The sequence below is a fragment of the Pseudoalteromonas sp. APC 3358 genome (genome assembly GCF_030408075.1).
GTDB lineage: Bacteria > Pseudomonadota > Gammaproteobacteria > Enterobacterales > Alteromonadaceae > Pseudoalteromonas > Pseudoalteromonas arctica.
On sequence record NZ_JASDCE010000003.1, the window covers coordinates 198,926 to 217,518 of the forward strand.

Sequence of the window (18,593 nt, forward strand, 5' to 3'; positions counted from 1 at the left end):
TCCATCGTTGGACGACATATCGACAAGTACCCTATTTATCATTTTAGGTTTTTTGGTGCTTTTTTCTGCTTATTTTTCTGGTTCAGAAACCGGAATTATGTCAATCAATCGTATACGCCTGCGACACCTCGCTAAAGAGGATCATCGTGCAGCTAAACGAGTCAGTAAATTACTTAGCCGTCCAGATAGGCTCATCGGTTTAATTTTAATCGGTAATAATCTTGTTAATATAGCAGCAGCCCAAGTTGCAACCATTATAGGTATTCGCCTTTACGGTGACCTAGGTATTGCTATAGCAACGGGCGTGTTAACTTTAGTCGTGCTTATATTTGCTGAAGTAACCCCTAAAACCCTTGCTGCTCTTTATCCTGAAAAAGTTGCCTTTCCAAGCTCTATTATTTTAAAAGGGCTACTTAAAATAATGTTCCCTTTTGTGGTTGTTATTAACTGGATGACCAACGGAATATTGCGATTATTTGGTATTAGTGCCGCACAAATCGACGAACACAGCATGAGTAAAGAAGAATTAAAAACAGTACTCAATGAGTCAGGCGCACTTATTCCTGCTCGTCATCAAAGTATGCTGACTTCAATTTTAGATTTAGAACAAGTAACCGTTGAAGATATTATGATCCCACGAAACGAAATTGTGGCCATTGATATTAATGACGATTGGAAGCTAATTAGTCGCCAACTTACCCATGCACAACATACTCGTGTGTTGTTGTATCGCGATAATATAGATGATGCAGTAGGTTTTATTCACTCACGTGATGCGCTTCGTCTACTTACAAAAGAGCAATTTGATAAACCATCTTTGCTACGAGCTGTACGTGAAATTTACTTTATCCCTGAAGGAACCTCACTAAATACTCAGCTATTAAAGTTTCAGCAATCTAAAGAACGCATAGGCTTAGTGGTAGATGAGTATGGCGACATCCAAGGCCTAGTGACCCTAGAAGATATTTTAGAAGAAGTTGTTGGCGATTTCACAACTACGCAAACTCGTACGCCGAGCGAAGAAGTAGAAACACAAACTGATGGCTCATGTATTGTGGATGGCGGCGCTAACGTACGCGATTTAAATAAAGAAATGGGTTGGGATTTCCCGCTCGATGGACCTAAAACTTTGAGTGGTTTAATTGTTGAATACTTGGAGAATATTCCTGATGCAAATATTAGTTTGCGTATCGCGGGATATCCTATTGAAGTACTCGAAGTTAAAGAAAATATGATAAAACAAGTGAAGATACTGCCGAATAAGCGTTCTCGCTAAATAAAAAAGGAGCCAATTGGCTCCTTTTTTATATCCATTAATAACTATCTAGCCAAATATAAGACGTTCAAACCAACCTTTATCAAGCTCTTCTTCGCAGTGTTTTAATTGCGCACCATAACGGCTTGCTCTGTGCTTAACTTTGTTCGCAACACCCATTAGCCACTTTTTCTTTTTGTACGTGCCACGCTTATACCCACCCCAACCTTCATGATAATTAAGGTATTGTGCGTAAGCATCCCATTTAGATATTTTATTTACTTTATGCGTTTTATAAACAAACCACGCCATAAAGTCGATTGCATCGTCAAAGTCGTCTCTATCAGCACCGTTATTGCCTGTTTCACGAATATAATCAGACCATGTTGGTGTTTTAGCTTGCGAGTAACCATAGGCATCACTTGCGCGACCAGTAGGAATTATCCATAAGAAGTACTCCATAGGCGGAGCGGCATCATGCTTAAATGAGCTTTCTTGGTACATCATACTCATGAGTACATGCTTGGGAGAACCCCATTTTTCTTGTGCATCTTTTGCGTCGAAATACCAATCTGGCTTTTCTTCAAAGATTTTACATAAATCGTTAGGTTGCTTTGGAGGTGCTGTAACACAACCGGCTAAAGTAATGGCGAGAGATAGGATAATTGCATTTTTTTTCATTTTTCTAAGATCTCACAGAACTTTTTTATAAAGTGTGGGTCTGACTCAATGAATGCAGCAGTACAGCATTAATTCATCCCTGAATATATTTACGCAGCCAACTTAGGCTGCGTTTTTTTTGCTTAAATTTTGCTAAATACCAAGGTTATTTACCGTCAAAATACGCATCTAAAAACGCGGTAAATGACTGGGTATCTGCTTGCTCAATTGCAGCTTGTGCTTCGTTAGACTCTACAACTTGTTGTTCCAGCCAAGGCTTTAAAAACTCGCTGTAGTCAGTATCTGCGTGACTTTGCTTATATTTACTAGCCAATGCTAGTGCAAAGTGACCGTTGTCTAAACCAGACTCTTTTAATTGTGACACGTAACGTCCAGAGTAAGTAAGCTCTGGATTATGTATCCACGTTGCCATGCGCTTTATAGTATCTGAGTAATAGTTAACACCATAAGCATTATCCATCCATTTAGCGACATCTGTAAGCTGGGTAAATATTTCATCGCCCCACGACTGAAGGCTACGCTGTGTGTTATTAAAGTTAAGCATTAGCCCTTCTTCTCGACCTTGGTTTACTACTGTGTCGAGATTTTCAGTACTACGTGCTTGTTCTTTCCAATCCATTGGAGCTGAATCTTTTAATAAACAATACGTTAAAAACACATCTAAAAAGTGAATTTGCTCAATATCAATACCAACTTCGCTAAACGGGTTAACGTCTAATGCGCGAATTTCTACGTATTCAATGCCTGCTCGAAGCAATGCATCCGTTGGCGTTTCGCCACTTTTCGCATTGCGCTTAGGACGAATTGGCGAGTAAAATTCGTTTTCAATCTGCAGAATATTTTTATTTAACTGCTTAGGGTTTTTACTCTTGTAGTCATCAAGATCACCATAAATTTCTGATGGTGTGTTGATTGCTTTTTTAAGGCCCGCTACATATTCATCTAACGAGTTATACATTACGCGTAGTGACGACTGAGCGCTATTTGTATAACCTAAATTACCTAAACGCAGTGCTGTACCAACTTCTAAGTAAAGCGTGCCTTTACCTAGTTTTTTAAATGGTAAGTCAGTTTTTCGACCTTGCAAAAATGAGTTACACAATGCTGGCGATGCGCCAAACATGTAACTTATTAGCCATAGTTCGCGTTTAAAGTTACGAATAAGGGATAAGTAGCCTTCTGAAATAAAATCTTGAAGGCTTGCATTGCTTTTTTGTAAAGAATGAAGTGACTGCCAAAGCGTATCTGGGAATGAAATATTAAAGTGAACACCTGCAATTGCTTGCATCATACTACCGTAGCGATTTTTTAATCCTTCACGGTATAGTGTTTTCATTTGACCAGTATTTGAACTACCAAACTGAGCTAGCACTATATCGTCTTGGTGCTCAATAAAACACGGCATGCTAATGGGCCAAAGTAGTTCATCGCCCATTTTTTCTAGAGTGAACTTTTGAAGGTCTTTTAATTGCTTAAGCGTTTGCGTTGACGATTCACTAACTGGAGTAATAAATTCAAGTAAAGACTCAGAAAAATCAGTTGTGATATGGCCGTTAGTTAACGCACTGCCCACACCTTTGGGGTGACCTTGAGGTGATATTGCACCATTATCTTGTATTCTTAGCGACTCTCGCTCGATGCCACGTTTAATGCCTTTAACTGCATGTTGGTGCTCATTTACTGATAACGCTTCAAGTGCGTTAGCTAAATCATGTGTTGTCAAAAAATCTTTCCTCGGGCCACGTGGCTTAATCATAAGGTTATGGGGGCTAATTACTTAGACTCAAGATTAATACCAATTTTATTGAAAATATGATCATTCTATCGCATTAAATAGCGCACTCACTGCGTTAAAAATTATTCATATAGAACAACTACATGTCATAATTTTCGCCTTGTTATTGTGCTATTTTCTTAGCGCTATAATTGATCACTTATTTAATGCAACTGGTATAAATTGCTAGAACAATATAATTTTTCTAAGTTAATAATTATTTACCCACTCTATACATGCGCTCAATATGACCAACATCATTATATTAAGTCGTAATATTGCCATTGCTCTGGGCATTATACAAATGCTTTAAATGCGTATTTAAGTATAAATTAAATACGCAAAATATAAGCCTAAAATAATAGACCGGAACTTATTTAAAATGTGTTCAATTTAGCTACTCGATATTTAAATTTGATCTAGATCAATAAAAACAATTATTTGCCTTATGAGCATAAAAGGAAAGACGCTATTTTTTGCTTTGTAGTGTGTAACCAATATAATGACAGCAACAATAAAGGATGATAATAAACATAATGCACAATGATAAAAGCTTAAAAAATGAAGAAGTATACTTTGATGAGTCACAAGAGCTTGTTTCTACTACCGACCTCAAGGGTGTAATAACATACGTCAATCAAGAGTTTTGCTCTGTAGCAGGTTATAGCGCACAAGAGCTTATCGGTCAGCATCATAATATTGTTCGTCACCCTGATATGCCAAAAGCGGCCTTTAAAGAAATGTGGGCAACATTAAAACAAGAACACTCGTGGCGCGGTATGGTTAAAAACCGTTGTAAAGATGGCCGTTATTATTGGGTAGATGCCTTTGTAACCCCTATTTTTGAGCATAGCCGACTTGTTGGTTATCAATCAGTAAGAACTAAAGCAAGCTCTCAACTTAAGCAACGTGCACACGCTCTTTACAACAAAATAAATGCCAATAAGTCATCATTTAAACTACGAGAACACACCACAATAAGACAAGGCATTACTTTTATATGCCTATTACTTTGGCTGATTTTTATTGCTGTTACGGGATCAATCTCTTTAGCTGTAATTAGCCTATTGATGTGCGCCTTAGTTATTGCGCTAAATTATGACGAACTGATTGTTACCCCTAAAATATTACGCGAACAAAAAGCAAAAGCCGATTCAATCTCTCGCTATATTTACAGCGGCCATACACCGCATAGCGTAAGTGATTATAGAGAGCAAATGCTAAGCGCAAAATTGCGCACGGTTCTTGGCCGTATGAAAGACTCTACATTAAGCTTTAATGGTATTGCGACTGATCTAGATAAACAATCAGCACTTACTGAAAAAGGCATTTCTTCGCAAGGTGAGCGTTTAGAACAAATTGCATCAGCGATGACTCAAATGAGCTCTACCATTGGTGAAATATCAGTAAACACGGCTCAAACAGCTGATAAAGTGAATAACACTCATCAAAGTTGCTCTGAGATAAAAGACCATATTGCAGATAATAGTAAAATGGTATCTGATTTAGCTTTTCAAGTAGAAAAGGCTGCAACCACAGCCACCAGCTTAGCCTCTGAAGCAGATAAGATTGGTAAGGTAATGAGTGAAATAGAGGGAATTGCCGATCAAACTAACTTACTTGCTCTTAATGCAGCGATTGAAGCAGCTAGAGCAGGAGAACATGGTCGAGGCTTTGCTGTAGTCGCCGACGAGGTAAGGACTCTTTCGTCACGCACTCAAAATGCTACGACACAAATCCATAGTTCTATTAAAGAAATACAAGACACTTTATTTAGCTGGTCCAAAGTAATGCAAAGCACTAAAGCACAAGCCGATAATTGTGTGCTGACAACCGATAAAACTCAAGTTGAATTAGAGGGGATTTTTATCCAAATCAGTGAAATATCTCATTTAGCAATACAAATATCATCTGCTGCAGAAGAGCAACAAATGGTTAGTAATGATATTAGTAATAATGTTTCGCAAATTAAAGACTTTGGAGATAACAACTTAAGCTTAAGCTTTAATGTGGCAAAAGGAGCAGCTGAACTTGTTGAAGGTTCACGTAGGGTGAACGATTTATTACTAACTTTTAAAGTTTAACAAACATAAAAAAGCCGCTATTTTAGCGGCTTTTGAGTTTAATTATTTACAATTAGCGTTTGGAAAATACCAGAGAGTCGTCATTTGCATCAATAACGATCACGCAACCTGGTAAGTAGTCTCCATTAAGTAACTTTTGTGCCAGCGGGTTTTCAATCGTTTGTTGAATAGCACGCTTGAGCGGACGCGCACCGTAGACAGGATCAAACCCACTTGCTGCAATTCGCTCAAGAGCAGCATCGCTTATTTCAAGCAGATACCCCATCTCTGTTAAACGCTCACGTAATTTCATTAACTGAATATCAGCTATTTCTTTTATATGCTCGTTTGCTAACGGGTGGAACACGACAGTCTCGTCTATACGGTTAATAAATTCAGGCCTAAACTCATTAATTAATACTTCCATTACTTTAGCTTTAAGGGTCGTATAATCATTATTACTCGCTTGCTCTTGGATAATATCTGAGCCTAAATTTGAGGTCATGATAATAACAGTATTTTTAAAATCAACAGTTCTACCTTGTCCGTCAGTTAATCGGCCGTCATCTAATACTTGCAGTAAAATATTAAACACATCCGGATGTGCTTTCTCTACTTCATCAAGCAATATAACAGAGTAAGGTTTACGACGTACTGCCTCGGTTAAATAACCGCCCTCTTCGTAACCTACGTAACCTGGAGGTGCCCCCACTAAACGTGCAACTGAATGTTTTTCCATAAATTCAGACATGTCGATACGCACCATGGCATCTTCGGTATCAAACATAAAACCAGCCAATGCTTTTGTCAGCTCTGTTTTACCCACACCTGTTGGGCCTAAAAACAAGAAAGAACCAATAGGACGATTAGGATCAGCAAGGCCGGCACGTGAGCGTCGTATTGCGTTGGAAACAGCAACAACCGCTTCATCTTGCCCTATTACTTTACTGTGTAACTTATCTTCCATTTGCAGTAGCTTTTCACGCTCACCTTGTAGCATTCTTGCAACAGGGATACCGGTCCAGCGAGACAGTATTTCAGCAATTTCATCCTCACCTACTTGGTTTTTAAGCAGGGTCATTTCTTGCATTTCGGCTTGTGAGGCTAAATCAAGTTTTCGTTCAAGCTCTGGAATTCGCCCATATTGCAGCTCTGACATACGCTGTAAATCACTTGCTCTTCGCGCTACATCTAAATCTAATCTTGCTTGTTCAAGCTCGGCTTTAATTACTTGCGTGCCTTGAAGTGATGCTTTTTCAGCATTCCATATCTCGTCTAGCTCGCGGTATTGGCCGTCAAGGTCCGTGATCAATTCTTGCATTTCAGCTCGACGTTTTTGACTGGCTTCGTCTTTTTCTTTCGCTAGCGCATTATCTTCTAACTTTAGTTGGATAATGCGGCGTTCAAGCTTATCTAACGATTCTGGTTTTGAATCAATTTGTAATCGAATTGAAGAACCCGCTTCATCTATTAAATCAATCGCTTTATCGGGTAACTGACGATCGCTAATGTAACGATGAGATAATTGCGCTGCAGCAACAATCGCGGGATCAGTAATTTCTACTGAATGATGTAGCTCATATCGCTCTTTTAAGCCACGCAATATTGCAATAGTATCCTCAACAGATGGCTCTTCAATAAGTACCTTTTGGAATCGACGCTCAAGGGCTGCATCTTTTTCTATGTACTTACGGTATTCATCAAGCGTGGTTGCGCCAACGCAGTGTAATTCACCGCGTGCTAATGCTGGCTTTAACATATTGCCTGCATCCATGGCACCGTCACTTTTTCCTGCACCTACAATAGTATGTATTTCATCAATAAATAAAATGACTTGGCCTTCTTCTTTAGCCAATTCGTTTAATACTGATTTTAAACGTTCTTCAAATTCGCCACGGTATTTAGCACCCGCAACTAACGCCCCTAAATCAAGTGATAGTACGCGTTTATTTTTTAATCCTTCAGGTACTTCACCATTAATAATACGCTGTGCTAACCCCTCGGCAATTGCTGTTTTACCAACACCTGGTTCACCGATTAATACAGGGTTATTTTTAGTGCGGCGTTGTAGTACCTGAATCGTGCGGCGAATTTCGTCATCGCGACCAATAACGGGGTCAAGCTTACCTTGCTCTGCTCGCTCAGTTAGATCAATCGTGAATTTTTCAAGCGCTTGACGTGTTTCTTCGGCATTTGGGTCATCAACTTTTTGACCGCCGCGAATCGCTTTAATTGCAGTTTCAATTTTAGTCGAGGTAATATTTAACGACCTAAATATATCGCCAAGTGGACCTTTATCATCGCATGCCGCCAGTACAAATAATTCACTTGAAATATATTTGTCTTTGCGTTTTTGCGCGTACTTATCACATAGATTAATAAGTGATGCCATATTGTTTGATAGCTGGACGTCGCCACCTACACCTTCTACTTTAAATAATTTTTCTATTTCTTGTGAAAGCTTGGTGTTGAGTTCGTCAGCGCTGACACCCGTTTGTGCAAATAATGCACGTACACTAGAGCCACTTTGCTTTAGCAATGAATACATTAAATGTACGGGTTCAATAAATTGATGATCGCGACCAAGGGCTAGCGATTGCGCATCAGAAAGCGCAGATTGAAATTTACTTGTAAATCTATCTAAACGCATGGTGTTACCTATTAAATAATCTAATTGCTTAATTAATGGGTATGTTTAGGTGTTTGTTCAAGGTGTAGGGGGAAATATAATGATTAAAGATGTGAATTACTTGCGCCAGATCAAACTAGCCATACGTCCAGTTTGTCCATCTCGTCGATAAGAAAAAAACAAGTCACTTTGAGAGACTGTGCAGTAGTCGCCACCCGTAATATTTTTAACGCCTTGCTGGGTAAGTAAAGTACGCGCAATACCATAGATATCAGCAAGATATTTACCATTAGTTTGTAGTGTAAATGCTTGAATAAATAAAGGGGACCTTTTTTGAAATAACTCAAACACTTCAGCCCCAACCTCAAATCGAGTTGGCCCAATTGCAGGCCCTAGCCACGCATTTATATTTTCACACTTTGTACTAAAGCACTCTAATGTATTTTTAATAATTCCCTGCTCAAGCCCTCGCCAGCCGCCATGTATAGCTGCAACTTCCTTTTCATCATCACTGACTAATAAAATAGGTAAACAATCGGCGGTCATGATAGCCAAAGGCTGATTTAATAACTGAGTATAAAGCGCATCAGCATCGTGTAACTCATCAAAATCAAAATGTTCATCAACAATAACAACATTAGAGCTATGAATTTGATTTAGCCACACGGCAGGTTTAGGTAGGAGGTTTGTTAATAATGAGCGGTTTTTTGATACATGATTTTGATTATCACCAACATGGAATCCCAAATTAAAACTTTTAAATGGGATTTTTGAAACACCACCTCCACAAGTAGTACTTAACGTTCCTACTTTATGAAGGTTTTGCCATGTCGCTGACAATAAGTGCATTATCTATCGATATCAGGATTAGCTTTGGTATCTTCACGTAATGCGAGTGTCATAGCAACCATATCGTCTGGGATAGGTGCTTGCCATGTCATCATTTCACCCGTGATTGGATGCGCAATACTCAATTTTACAGCATGTAGTGCTTGGCGTCTAAAGCTACGAAGTAACTCAAATAACTCAGGTGTTGCACCTTTAGGTGGACGCGGACGGCCGCCATAAGATTGATCGCCAATTAGCGGGTGATTTAAATGTGCCATGTGCACGCGAATTTGATGCGTACGACCTGTTTCTAAGCGCAGGCGTAAACGAGTATGAGCACGGAATTTTTCAGCAACACGGTAATGTGTAATTGCCGGTTTACCCAGTTCATGTACTGCCATATGCGTACGCTGAGTCGGATGGCGGCCAATTGCTTTTTCAACCATACCACCTGCGGTCATAGTACCATTACACAGTGCTTCATATTCACGCGTAAAGTTTTCACGCTTTTGCAGCGCTGTCACTAAATGCGTTTGTGCTGGAATCGTTTTAGCTACAACCATTAAACCGGTCGTGTCTTTATCTAAACGATGCACAATACCCGCGCGTGGTACGTTAATTATTTCAGGGTAGTAATGTAGTAATGCGTTTAGCACTGTTCCATTAGGATTACCCGCACCAGGGTGAACCACTAGGCCCATTGGTTTATTAATTACCAAAATATCATCGTCTTCATAAACAATGTTTAATTTGATATCTTGTGCTTCGTATTCGCGTGGTGCTTCAATTGTTGTTTCAACACTTACAACTTCACCACCTAGTAGCTTTTCGCGTGGAGTGTTGAAAATTTCACCGTCTACGGTGATTTTATCATCCAATATCCACGTTTTTATACGAGAACGTGAATAATCAGGGAACAATTGTGCTAATACTTGGTCTAGACGTTTACCACCTAATTCGGTTGGAACGTCGGCTTGAAGAGAAATTTGCTCTGACATTAGTAACTTTACCCAATTTACCAGTGCAAGCTTTGCTCGACTGGGTTAGAATCGCTTTTAATAAAAGCATAATATAATACGCATAGTTTACTCGGTTTTACCGACTTGGCCTAGCCGAAGACATCGAAGGTAACAAATAAAATGATAAATAAAATAGGGAAACGTGCATTTGCCATTGTTTTTTCAGTTTCTGTACTTAGTTTAGGCGCTTGTTCGTCTGCTCCAGACCAAGAAGACATTCAACGTGTACCGAATAAGTCTGCACACGCTTTATATGAAGACGCAAAAGAAACACTAGATTCTGGTTTATATGCTCGCGCAATTGAACTTTTGAGTGCAATAGATTCTCGCTACCCGTTTGGCCCATTCTCTAAACAAGTACAAATGGACTTAGTGTATGCACATTACCAATCAGGTAATACTGAACAAGCACTTGCAACCATTGACCGCTTTATCCGCTTAAATCCAAACCATAAAGACCTAGATTACATGTATTACATGCGTGGTTTAGTAAACATTAAAGCAGATAAAAATGCGTTCCAAGAGTACTTTGGTGTAGATAGAGCTGATAGAGATGCTAACCGTACACGTGTTGCATTTACCGATTTATCGACACTAGTAAAACGCTTTCCGAAAAGTGATTACGCGCCTGAAGCTAAGCGTCGTTTAGTATGGCTTTTAAATCGTATGGCACGTTATGAATTAAAAGTAGCCACTTACTATTATGAGCGTGAAGCTTATTTAGCTGCTGCTAATAGAGGTAAGTTTGTTGTTGAACACTACTCACAAAGCAGTTATTTGGATCCCGCGCTTGAAATGATGGAAAAAAGTTACGACCAATTAGGTTTAACTGAGCTTAGTGAGCACGCAAAGCAAACACGAAGACTAAATAAAAGAACTAAATAAACAAAAAGGCGCTTAGTAAGCGCCTTTTTACTGCGTAGAAGAAAATCTTAAATCGCTTCTTCATCTTCCTCAGCAGTACGAATACGTATTACACGCTCAACATCAGTGACAAATATTTTACCGTCACCGATTTTTCCTGTTTGTGCCGTTTTTACAATAACTTCAATTGCACGGTCTACATCTTCATCAGTCAATACAATATCAAGTTTTACTTTAGGTAAAAAATCAACCATATACTCTGCGCCACGATATAACTCAGTGTGACCTTTTTGACGTCCAAAGCCTTTAACTTCGCTTACCGTCATACCTGTAATACCTACATCCGACAACGCTTCACGCACATCGTCTAACTTAAAAGGTTTGATAATTGCTTCTATTTTTTTCATATTAATTACTTTTGAAAGCTCCAGTTGCCTCGATTTTAGACAATCATGATGTTCATAGCAAACAAAGCGATTGAATTACGGTGATAAAACAACCGATCATGGTATAATTTATTGTATAAAAATAGCTATACTTAAATGACTAGCAGTAAATGAGATTAATATGAAAAACAAACAAAACGGATTCACTCTTTTAGAACTCATGGTAACCGTTGCTATCGTTGGGATCATTGCATCAATTGCGATTTGGAATAGCAGCGATATGCTAGAAGAAAATAGAGCTGAGAATTTTTTGTTGGAGTTAAAAAGAAATATTAGCTATGCACGCTCTCAAGCAGCAAGTACAGATGAAATAGTCGTTATATGTGCCGCGCAGCACGGTGAAGTAAAAAATCAAAATGACACAATGCAATGTCGTAATCGATGGGACAGAAATAAAATTATCATTGTATTCATTGATGGTGATAATAGCGGTCAATACAACAGCTCTACAGACTCTTTACTACGAGTTATGGAAAAAATAAGCCTTAATGACAAAATAAAATATACTGGTAATGATAGGAGATTACGGTTTAATACCAGTGGTCGAATAACAACGAACCCCGGTGATTTTGTATTTTGTCCTAATAATGGCAGTGAAAATAATAAAGCTTTAACAGTATCTCAATCTGGTACTTCTTTTTATACCGGTGATACAGCTCAGACTTGCGGTTAAAAAACATACAAATTCATCTTGTCATATTTGTATCATTTACTAGACTGAGTTAATCATTTATTAACTCAGGTCTTCAAGGATGAGATTATCAATATCAAAAAACAAGGGAGTGACACTTCTTGAATTAATGGTTTCAATGGCTGTTGTCAGTGTAATCAGTCAATTATCGATGTGGTTTTATCCAGACTTCTTGGCTAAAAACCGATTAGATAACCATGTGAATCTACTACATCGAAATATAAATTATGGCCGCCTTTACGCAATTGAAAATGGTACTTACGTCACGCTTTGCGCACTAAAAGGCAGTCAATGTACAAAGGACGAGTGGGATGGTCAAATGTCACTATTTATCGATAAAGATAAATCAACGACTCTAGATGATGATGAGTTACTCTTAAGCACTTTCGAGGATGTCCATGATGCTGATACTTTAGAGTATCCGCGCAACGCCATTACATTTCGTCCAGATGGTTCTTTAAATGGTTTTCAAAATGGGACTTTTATATATTGCCCCAATAGCAATAAAGCCAATCTCGAAGGATTGGCTTTATCTGTAAGTCAAACGGGTAGAATTCGCATCAAATCAACTGATAAGTGTCAGAAGAAGTAATCTAGGCTATCGACCCCAACAATAATCAATATCAGAGTTACCTTTACTTCCTTTTGCACCTTTAAGGCCTGTGTCAGTAATTGTAAGCTCTTTACAATCGTTATCCCCCTTTACAGCACCGGCTATAGGCTTAGCTGTAATAGTGAAGGTATTGCTATCGACTACCTTTATGGATAGCTCAAAATGGCCATTTTCGGTTTTACTTTGCAATCCTAAATCAGTAAATGTCTCTGTATATTCCCTATTATCCACAAAATACTGCTCCTCCTTGTTTGCAGCATCTAACAATGCTGCAGCAGCTTCAGCGCGCGAAGCACGCTTTACATATTCAGTATAGTTAGGCAGCGCAATTGAAGCGAGTATGCCGACGATAGCAACGGCTATCATCAGCTCAATTAAGGTAAACCCGTGTTGTTTTTTCATCTAATTTCCTTAATTATTAACTTCGTCATTTTCTTCACGTTTATAGATATATGTTTGTTGGGTTTTAAAGCCAAACCCTACTGCATTGTCATTAACCAACACAACTTTACCATCAACAACAGTTAAACCAGGACCTTTTATTTCTACAGGTTTCATTGGATTTTCCGCATTTTCACCTTTAATACCAGGCCCAATTAAATAAAACTGACTTTCTTGTATTACGTCAACTGTTGGGTCGTCATCACATTTACCATCGCCATTACCATCTACACATGAAGGGCTTTCACCAAAGTATAACTGAGGTGTATCTGGTACATCATAGCTGGTTGTAAATTTAAGGTCGTCATACACTTTAGTACCGTAATGTAAGTGAAAAGCGTATAAAGAACCACCACCACCACTTAGCGAACATTGATTTTCAGTCGATGTATCTGATGCAGGTGTGAAGCTTGTAAAATAGGCAACACCTCCAACAACTGTGGCAGCAGCTAGCGACTTTTCACCCGTTCCTAACTCATATCTCCAGCCATTAAATTTAGCCAAGTCCACTTCTAAGTCAACAAAATCATCAACGTCATCTAGAGCATTGCCAAATGGGTCTGAATTCATTTGCATCAAATCAGCAGGCACAATAGTATCTGGTGCATTCGTTTTATACGATTTAGTAACCGTATTTTCATCTCTGATCATAAACAATTGATCTTTTTCATTGGTGCCGGTTGGTTTTGAGCGATTACCACTGCCGATAACTATGGCATCATACGGTGTATCTAAGCGTGTTATAACGGTGCTACCATTAACTGTTGACTCGCTTACTTTACTATAAATTGTGCGTGCTACGAGTGGTTTATAGAAAAAGCGTCGGTCCTCAGTTGCTTTATTACTACCAAGCTCAGCTAATTTAAAGTGGCTAAACTCGCTAGTATTACTACCAGGCATATCTATACGCCAAATATCTCCACCGGTATCTGCCGCATAAATTCGGTCTATATATCCATCATAATCTGAGTCAAGCGTGGTTATATCTGCAGCAATACTATGCTTACCTTTAAAGCCATTAATATCCGGTGTTAATGCCCACACCCTTTTACCGGTTTCAGCTTCAACAATATAGATACCTCGCCCTATATCATCCTCACTACGAATAGCTGCATCTTTATTTGTATCGTATCCAGCACCAAAAATTAATAAAGGCTTATCACCAAATGCTTTAATATAGGCTATTTGTGGCTTTGACCATGTTTGCGCAAGCTCTTTAAAATCACCTTTTCCGCCTTCAATTGGTGCGTCCCATAATTTTTTTGGTATGTTTGGGTTTGTTATATCAAGTCCGTAATAATTTTTACCACCGCGACGCATCCCCGCAAAAGCCCACACTTTATCGTCGCCACTCGCATCAATAATACCGTCATTTAAACCATCACTATTTAAGTTTTTATTATCAAAATAAATACTAATAGGACCATCCATACCATATACTTTCGTATCGGCTTGATTTTCACGTAGAGGTTCAATAATGTTGTATAAAGCAGATGGTATAAATGCCCAACTTTCACTTACACTATCATCTGAATCCTTAAACATATGTAAAAAGCCAGCATTAGTTCCTATCAAAACTCGAATATCATCATTACCATAATCGATTGCAACAGGTTTAGAATGCAGAGGGTCACCAAAAATATCTTTGCGCTGGTCAACGCTAGACCCATCGCCATCTTCATCATCAACGTCTATACCCATTGCCCATTTGATATCATTACTCGATAAGCTTAGCGGATTGTTATCGACTAAATTGAGAATATCACTCACAACTGAGGTATTAAAATTTACTATAGCTCCCTGATTGTCAGTGTATAAATTACGGCTATCTGAATCTAATGTCGTTAAATGAAGGTTCACACCACCTTGTGCAACTAAGTTACCATCTGCTGGCTCCCCACTTGGCAACCAAAATGTTTCTGCATTTTCGTCAATTAAGCCATTCTCATCAAGTGCCGACAATCCTTTTGAATCAACAATTTGATTCCCTGATACTTTCAGTTTTTTTAAGTTTCCACGCCAACGGGCACCGGTTTCAGGGTAAAACATGGCAAAATAAACAGCATCCCGGCTACGAGTTTGATCTACATTATTACTCGCAACGGAAGGCGATGAAAAACTATCATTTACTTCTCTAATTCTTGAAATAGTATTTTTTAATGCTTCAGATAAAGCTTCTGAAGTTCGCGCCTCTAAGTACTGGCCTCCACCAACTGATGCAGCTTTCTCTAGTAAGTCGATACCGCCCTCGCTCATTCCTGTGCCAAAGCCAATGGTAAAAACTCTACCAGTATCTAGCACATCACTTGTATCAGAGTATAAATCTACTTTTGTATTATTTGTTCCATGTATTATTTTTGATAGAGCAACTAAATAGCTATTAGAATAATCACCGCTCACAAAAGGGATTGAATCATTAAATAAATTATTATGTACACTTTTAATCTGATCATCACGACCATCATCGTTAGTAGGGTCTCCATCAGTCATCAAAATAATATTAATTGAGTTATCGCACCTGAGAGGATCTCCTGATTCCTTTTTAAATGGTGACTTATAAGTTCCATTAGCATCGGCTGCTTTATCTCTGCTGTTAATACCATACCCATAATAAAGGCTTTGCCCAGTAATATACCTATACGCCTCCCATAATGTTTCAGTTAAAGGAGTTGCACCACTTGCAGGCAAATCGTCAACTTCATTAAGTAAAGTGTTTTTGTTAGCACCAAGCCTTGCTAGTACATAGCCACCTGAACTTTCTCTAAATCTCATTAAACCAAAATCAATATCATCATTATCGGTAATAAGTTGGCTAACAGCGTTTTTAGCTACTAATAAGCGGCTATCTTCACAAACAGCTTGTGCATATCCGTTTACAGACTTGTAACATTGCTGTGTGTAACTAAAGTAAGTCTGACTTTTAAAACAATCTGATGTATAAAACTGTCCATTTTGATATCGACGATAACACTGGCCTCCATCTACAACATCCCAGGCCATACTGCCAGAGGTATCAAATATCATTAACACTCTTGGATTTTCGTCTGTCTCTACATCATGATTTACATAAAGCTCAATATCCTCAGCGAATACCGACATACTTATTGTTAAGCCAAGCAAAGAGGCTAACACTTTGTTTAATTTAAATTTCATCTTAAATCCCCTTGCTTACGCTGGCCATTTCTTGTGCTATACCTGTAACAATAGTTAGTTCATGTTTACTTTTAGATCCATATTCTATTGTTGTGGCAACCTGTAACATATTGCACGATATACCTGCTGTAAAATTGAAGCGTCGAGGACATTCTAAATCTAACGCCCCCTTGTTCAGGTTAGTCATTTTGCTTTGCATATCTGCATGATTTGCAATCACCATACCTTTGTCATCACCATCCGCGATTGCAGTTACTTCATCGGGAGTCAGGAAGAACTGATTATTAGCGCCTTGATTTGCCTCATCAGAGATCATGCGCTGCACTTCACCAATGAGTTCATTTTCGGCCACTTCGCGCTCTTGTGCTGCATTGGTAATTTTAATATCAATACTACTACTGCTCATAAGTGTTACAGCAATACCGGTCACTGCAATAACCATTATTAAAGCTGTAATTAGAACTACACCTTGCTGTTTTTTTCGTGATTGTTTTAAATACGCCATAAATTTGATCCAACATTATTTAATCGAATAGTAGTAGTAAACACAGTACGTCTGAAATTATCGGTAAATGTTAATACACGCTTATCTTCATCCTCACCTAATGTATAAGTTTGGTTTTTAATTTTAACTCCTGGGTCTGGCTGCAATGCGCGTATTAATAGAAATACCTGAACAGTTAAAATACCTTTACGATTTTCCCAATCTGTATGCTTCATATCTTGAATACTTCGGTAGGTATCTACACGATTGTCACTGTTAGTATCAAGACCAAAAACAAACCGCATGTTCTCAACACCTTCCATAATAGTTTCTGTGTTGATGCTTCCACCAACCAGGCGCTTTCTCATTAATGCAGGTACAGTTAAATTCTTATTATTAACTTTATAAGTTTGTTCTGATAAATAATAAACATGATGGCTATAAGGCCAAACAGTTGCATTAACATTAAGAGTAGCAGCGTTAACCGTTCCACGGAAAAATTGAGCTTTCTCTTGCTCAGCTACAAAGTAGTTTTCATCAGCCTGAGTCTCATTAGTTGCTACGTTAACTGTTAAGCTCTTGCCTTGTAAAAATTTTAATTGAATAATGTCAGTGCTTTTAATTGGATTATTTAGGCAGTTAAGCTCTTTTGATTCTCCAGCAACCTTTGCGTAAATAGTTCTAAAATTACTAGCTGTAGCAAAATCAGGAAAACTCCCATTATTTAACCCTTCAAAGCAGTCTGTTCCAGGGTTTGCTAGTGTATCTGTATTTACTGCAGTGAACGAATCGTCATAATAAGTTCCCCAAAAGCCAATTTGTTCAATATCACGTTGCATTATGTTAATTGCAAGGCGCCCTGATTCTTGAAGTTCACCAATAGTCATCGTATCTTTAGTGGTTACTTTCATACCTATATAGGTGAACATAACGCCACCTAGTATTAATCCACCAATAAATAATGAAATCATCATTTCTACAAGTGTAAAACCTTTTTGCTTCATGTTAGCTCCTAAGGTAAATGTAACTAGTTAATACAACTAAGCGGCGCTTTTTGTCAGCCGTTCCACACTTTATTGCGCCAGTAGCATCATTTGCATTAAACTCTTGTCGACCTTGCCACGAAACAATTACTTCTAAATTAAATGCCTTACCACCCGAGCCAGCAACTACTGTAGGTGCAATACATACGGTAGCACCATCTAAAGACCCCGTGTTTTCTCGAGCTCTTATAGCTCTTTTCCACTGCTCAAGATCTAAGGCCGCAACTTGCGCTGCGCTACAAGTATTTGTGAAGCACGCCTGCGAGGTTGTCGTTGCAGTTTCACTATCAAATGTTTGTGTGTACAGTCCCGCTATTTGAGGGGTATCGTTAGCACGGATACGCTGCACAATATCATTACCAAGTGCAACTGCAGCAGCACGCTGCATAGAATCAAAGCTTGCTTGCTTTGCTTTTGCTTGCAGGGCAACTGCGCCTAAAAGGCCAAAACTAAGAATAATAAATGCAATTAACACTTCAATTAGAGTGAAGCCTCTTTGCACTTTTGTTTGAGATGACTGCATAGTAGAACCAAATAAAAATTATCTGATTATAAGTTTATGCTATTTATTTGAGGAATCAATGAGGACTAAGACAAGCGGTTATATTT

At 38.5% G+C, this 18,593-nt stretch carries 16 protein-coding genes; 5 read left to right on the top strand and 11 right to left on the bottom strand.

Annotated features, from left to right (window positions below):
• The first annotated feature begins 7 nt into the window (after window positions 1-7).
• On the top strand, window positions 8-1,276 hold the full coding sequence (locus QL995_RS06070) for a CNNM domain-containing protein (protein WP_007581396.1): 1,269 nt from the start codon (window positions 8-10) through the stop codon (window positions 1,274-1,276).
• A 48-nt stretch (window positions 1,277-1,324) separates the two neighbouring features.
• On the opposite strand, the gene QL995_RS06075 is transcribed toward QL995_RS06070, so the two are convergent.
• The gene (locus QL995_RS06075; RefSeq protein ID WP_290293736.1) at window positions 1,325-1,936 is read right to left on the bottom strand and encodes a transglycosylase SLT domain-containing protein; all 612 of its coding nucleotides are present in this window, start codon (window positions 1,934-1,936) and stop codon (window positions 1,325-1,327) included.
• Window positions 1,937-2,081: 145 nt separating this feature from the next.
• Window positions 2,082-3,659 (bottom strand): glutamate--cysteine ligase, encoded by a 1,578-nt coding sequence (gshA, locus tag QL995_RS06080; protein WP_007581392.1) that lies wholly within the window; start codon window positions 3,657-3,659, stop codon window positions 2,082-2,084.
• A 587-nt stretch (window positions 3,660-4,246) separates the two neighbouring features.
• On the opposite strand from gshA, the gene QL995_RS06085 reads away from it, so the two are divergent.
• Entirely contained in the window at window positions 4,247-5,794 is a 1,548-nt protein-coding gene (locus tag QL995_RS06085; protein WP_290293738.1) for a PAS domain-containing methyl-accepting chemotaxis protein, read from the top strand.
• 52 nt (window positions 5,795-5,846) lie between these two features.
• Here the strand turns inward: QL995_RS06085 and clpB are convergent, their stop codons facing one another.
• From clpB to rluD, 3 genes are all read right to left on the bottom strand, one after another.
• Window positions 5,847-8,423, bottom strand: a complete 2,577-nt coding sequence (gene clpB, locus QL995_RS06090) for an ATP-dependent chaperone ClpB (protein ID WP_290293739.1) — start codon at window positions 8,421-8,423, stop codon at window positions 5,847-5,849.
• Between the two features lie 96 nt (window positions 8,424-8,519).
• Complete coding sequence (gene pgeF / locus QL995_RS06095; protein WP_165725654.1) at window positions 8,520-9,251, bottom strand: peptidoglycan editing factor PgeF; 732 nt, start codon at window positions 9,249-9,251, stop codon at window positions 8,520-8,522.
• A complete protein-coding gene (gene rluD, locus QL995_RS06100) occupies window positions 9,251-10,228 on the bottom strand; it encodes a 23S rRNA pseudouridine(1911/1915/1917) synthase RluD (protein WP_007581384.1) in 978 nt (325 codons plus the stop codon). The genes pgeF and rluD overlap by 1 nt, the downstream gene beginning before the upstream one ends.
• 141 nt (window positions 10,229-10,369) lie before the next feature.
• On the opposite strand from rluD, the gene QL995_RS06105 reads away from it, so the two are divergent.
• Window positions 10,370-11,134, top strand: a complete 765-nt coding sequence (locus QL995_RS06105) for an outer membrane protein assembly factor BamD (RefSeq protein WP_007581382.1) — start codon at window positions 10,370-10,372, stop codon at window positions 11,132-11,134.
• Between the two features lie 47 nt (window positions 11,135-11,181).
• Here QL995_RS06105 and glnB read toward each other — a convergent pair whose 3' ends face one another.
• The gene (gene glnB / locus QL995_RS06110) at window positions 11,182-11,520 is read right to left on the bottom strand and encodes a nitrogen regulatory protein P-II (protein ID WP_002962211.1); all 339 of its coding nucleotides are present in this window, start codon (window positions 11,518-11,520) and stop codon (window positions 11,182-11,184) included.
• Between the two features lie 160 nt (window positions 11,521-11,680).
• Here glnB and QL995_RS06115 point away from each other — a divergent pair, with 160 nt between their 5' ends.
• Window positions 11,681-12,232 (top strand): GspH/FimT family pseudopilin, encoded by a 552-nt coding sequence (locus tag QL995_RS06115; protein ID WP_007581379.1) that lies wholly within the window; start codon window positions 11,681-11,683, stop codon window positions 12,230-12,232.
• A gap of 79 nt (window positions 12,233-12,311) precedes the next feature.
• Window positions 12,312-12,842: a GspH/FimT family pseudopilin gene (locus QL995_RS06120; protein WP_033026393.1), complete on the top strand. Its 531-nt coding sequence runs from the start codon at window positions 12,312-12,314 to the stop codon at window positions 12,840-12,842.
• A 6-nt stretch (window positions 12,843-12,848) separates the two neighbouring features.
• On the opposite strand, the gene QL995_RS06125 is transcribed toward QL995_RS06120, so the two are convergent.
• The 5 genes from QL995_RS06125 to pilV are packed head-to-tail and all read right to left on the bottom strand — an operon-like array spanning window position 12,849 to window position 18,507.
• Window positions 12,849-13,265, bottom strand: coding sequence for a type IV pilin protein (locus QL995_RS06125; RefSeq protein WP_024589416.1), 417 nt, complete (start codon window positions 13,263-13,265; stop codon window positions 12,849-12,851).
• A 9-nt stretch (window positions 13,266-13,274) separates the two neighbouring features.
• Window positions 13,275-16,457 carry a PilC/PilY family type IV pilus protein gene (locus QL995_RS06130; protein WP_169059951.1) on the bottom strand — a complete coding sequence of 1,061 codons (3,183 nt, stop codon included), beginning with the start codon at window positions 16,455-16,457 and terminating at the stop codon, window positions 13,275-13,277.
• A 1-nt stretch (window position 16,458) separates the two neighbouring features.
• Window positions 16,459-16,962 carry a hypothetical protein gene (locus QL995_RS06135; protein WP_007581376.1) on the bottom strand — a complete coding sequence of 168 codons (504 nt, stop codon included), beginning with the start codon at window positions 16,960-16,962 and terminating at the stop codon, window positions 16,459-16,461.
• Window positions 16,950-17,945 carry a PilW family protein gene (locus QL995_RS06140; RefSeq protein ID WP_282113984.1) on the bottom strand — a complete coding sequence of 332 codons (996 nt, stop codon included), beginning with the start codon at window positions 17,943-17,945 and terminating at the stop codon, window positions 16,950-16,952. The genes QL995_RS06135 and QL995_RS06140 overlap by 13 nt, the downstream gene beginning before the upstream one ends.
• Before the next feature lies 1 nt (window position 17,946).
• The gene (gene pilV / locus QL995_RS06145) at window positions 17,947-18,507 is read right to left on the bottom strand and encodes a type IV pilus modification protein PilV (protein ID WP_101164149.1); all 561 of its coding nucleotides are present in this window, start codon (window positions 18,505-18,507) and stop codon (window positions 17,947-17,949) included.
• Window positions 18,508-18,593: the final 86 nt, after the last annotated feature.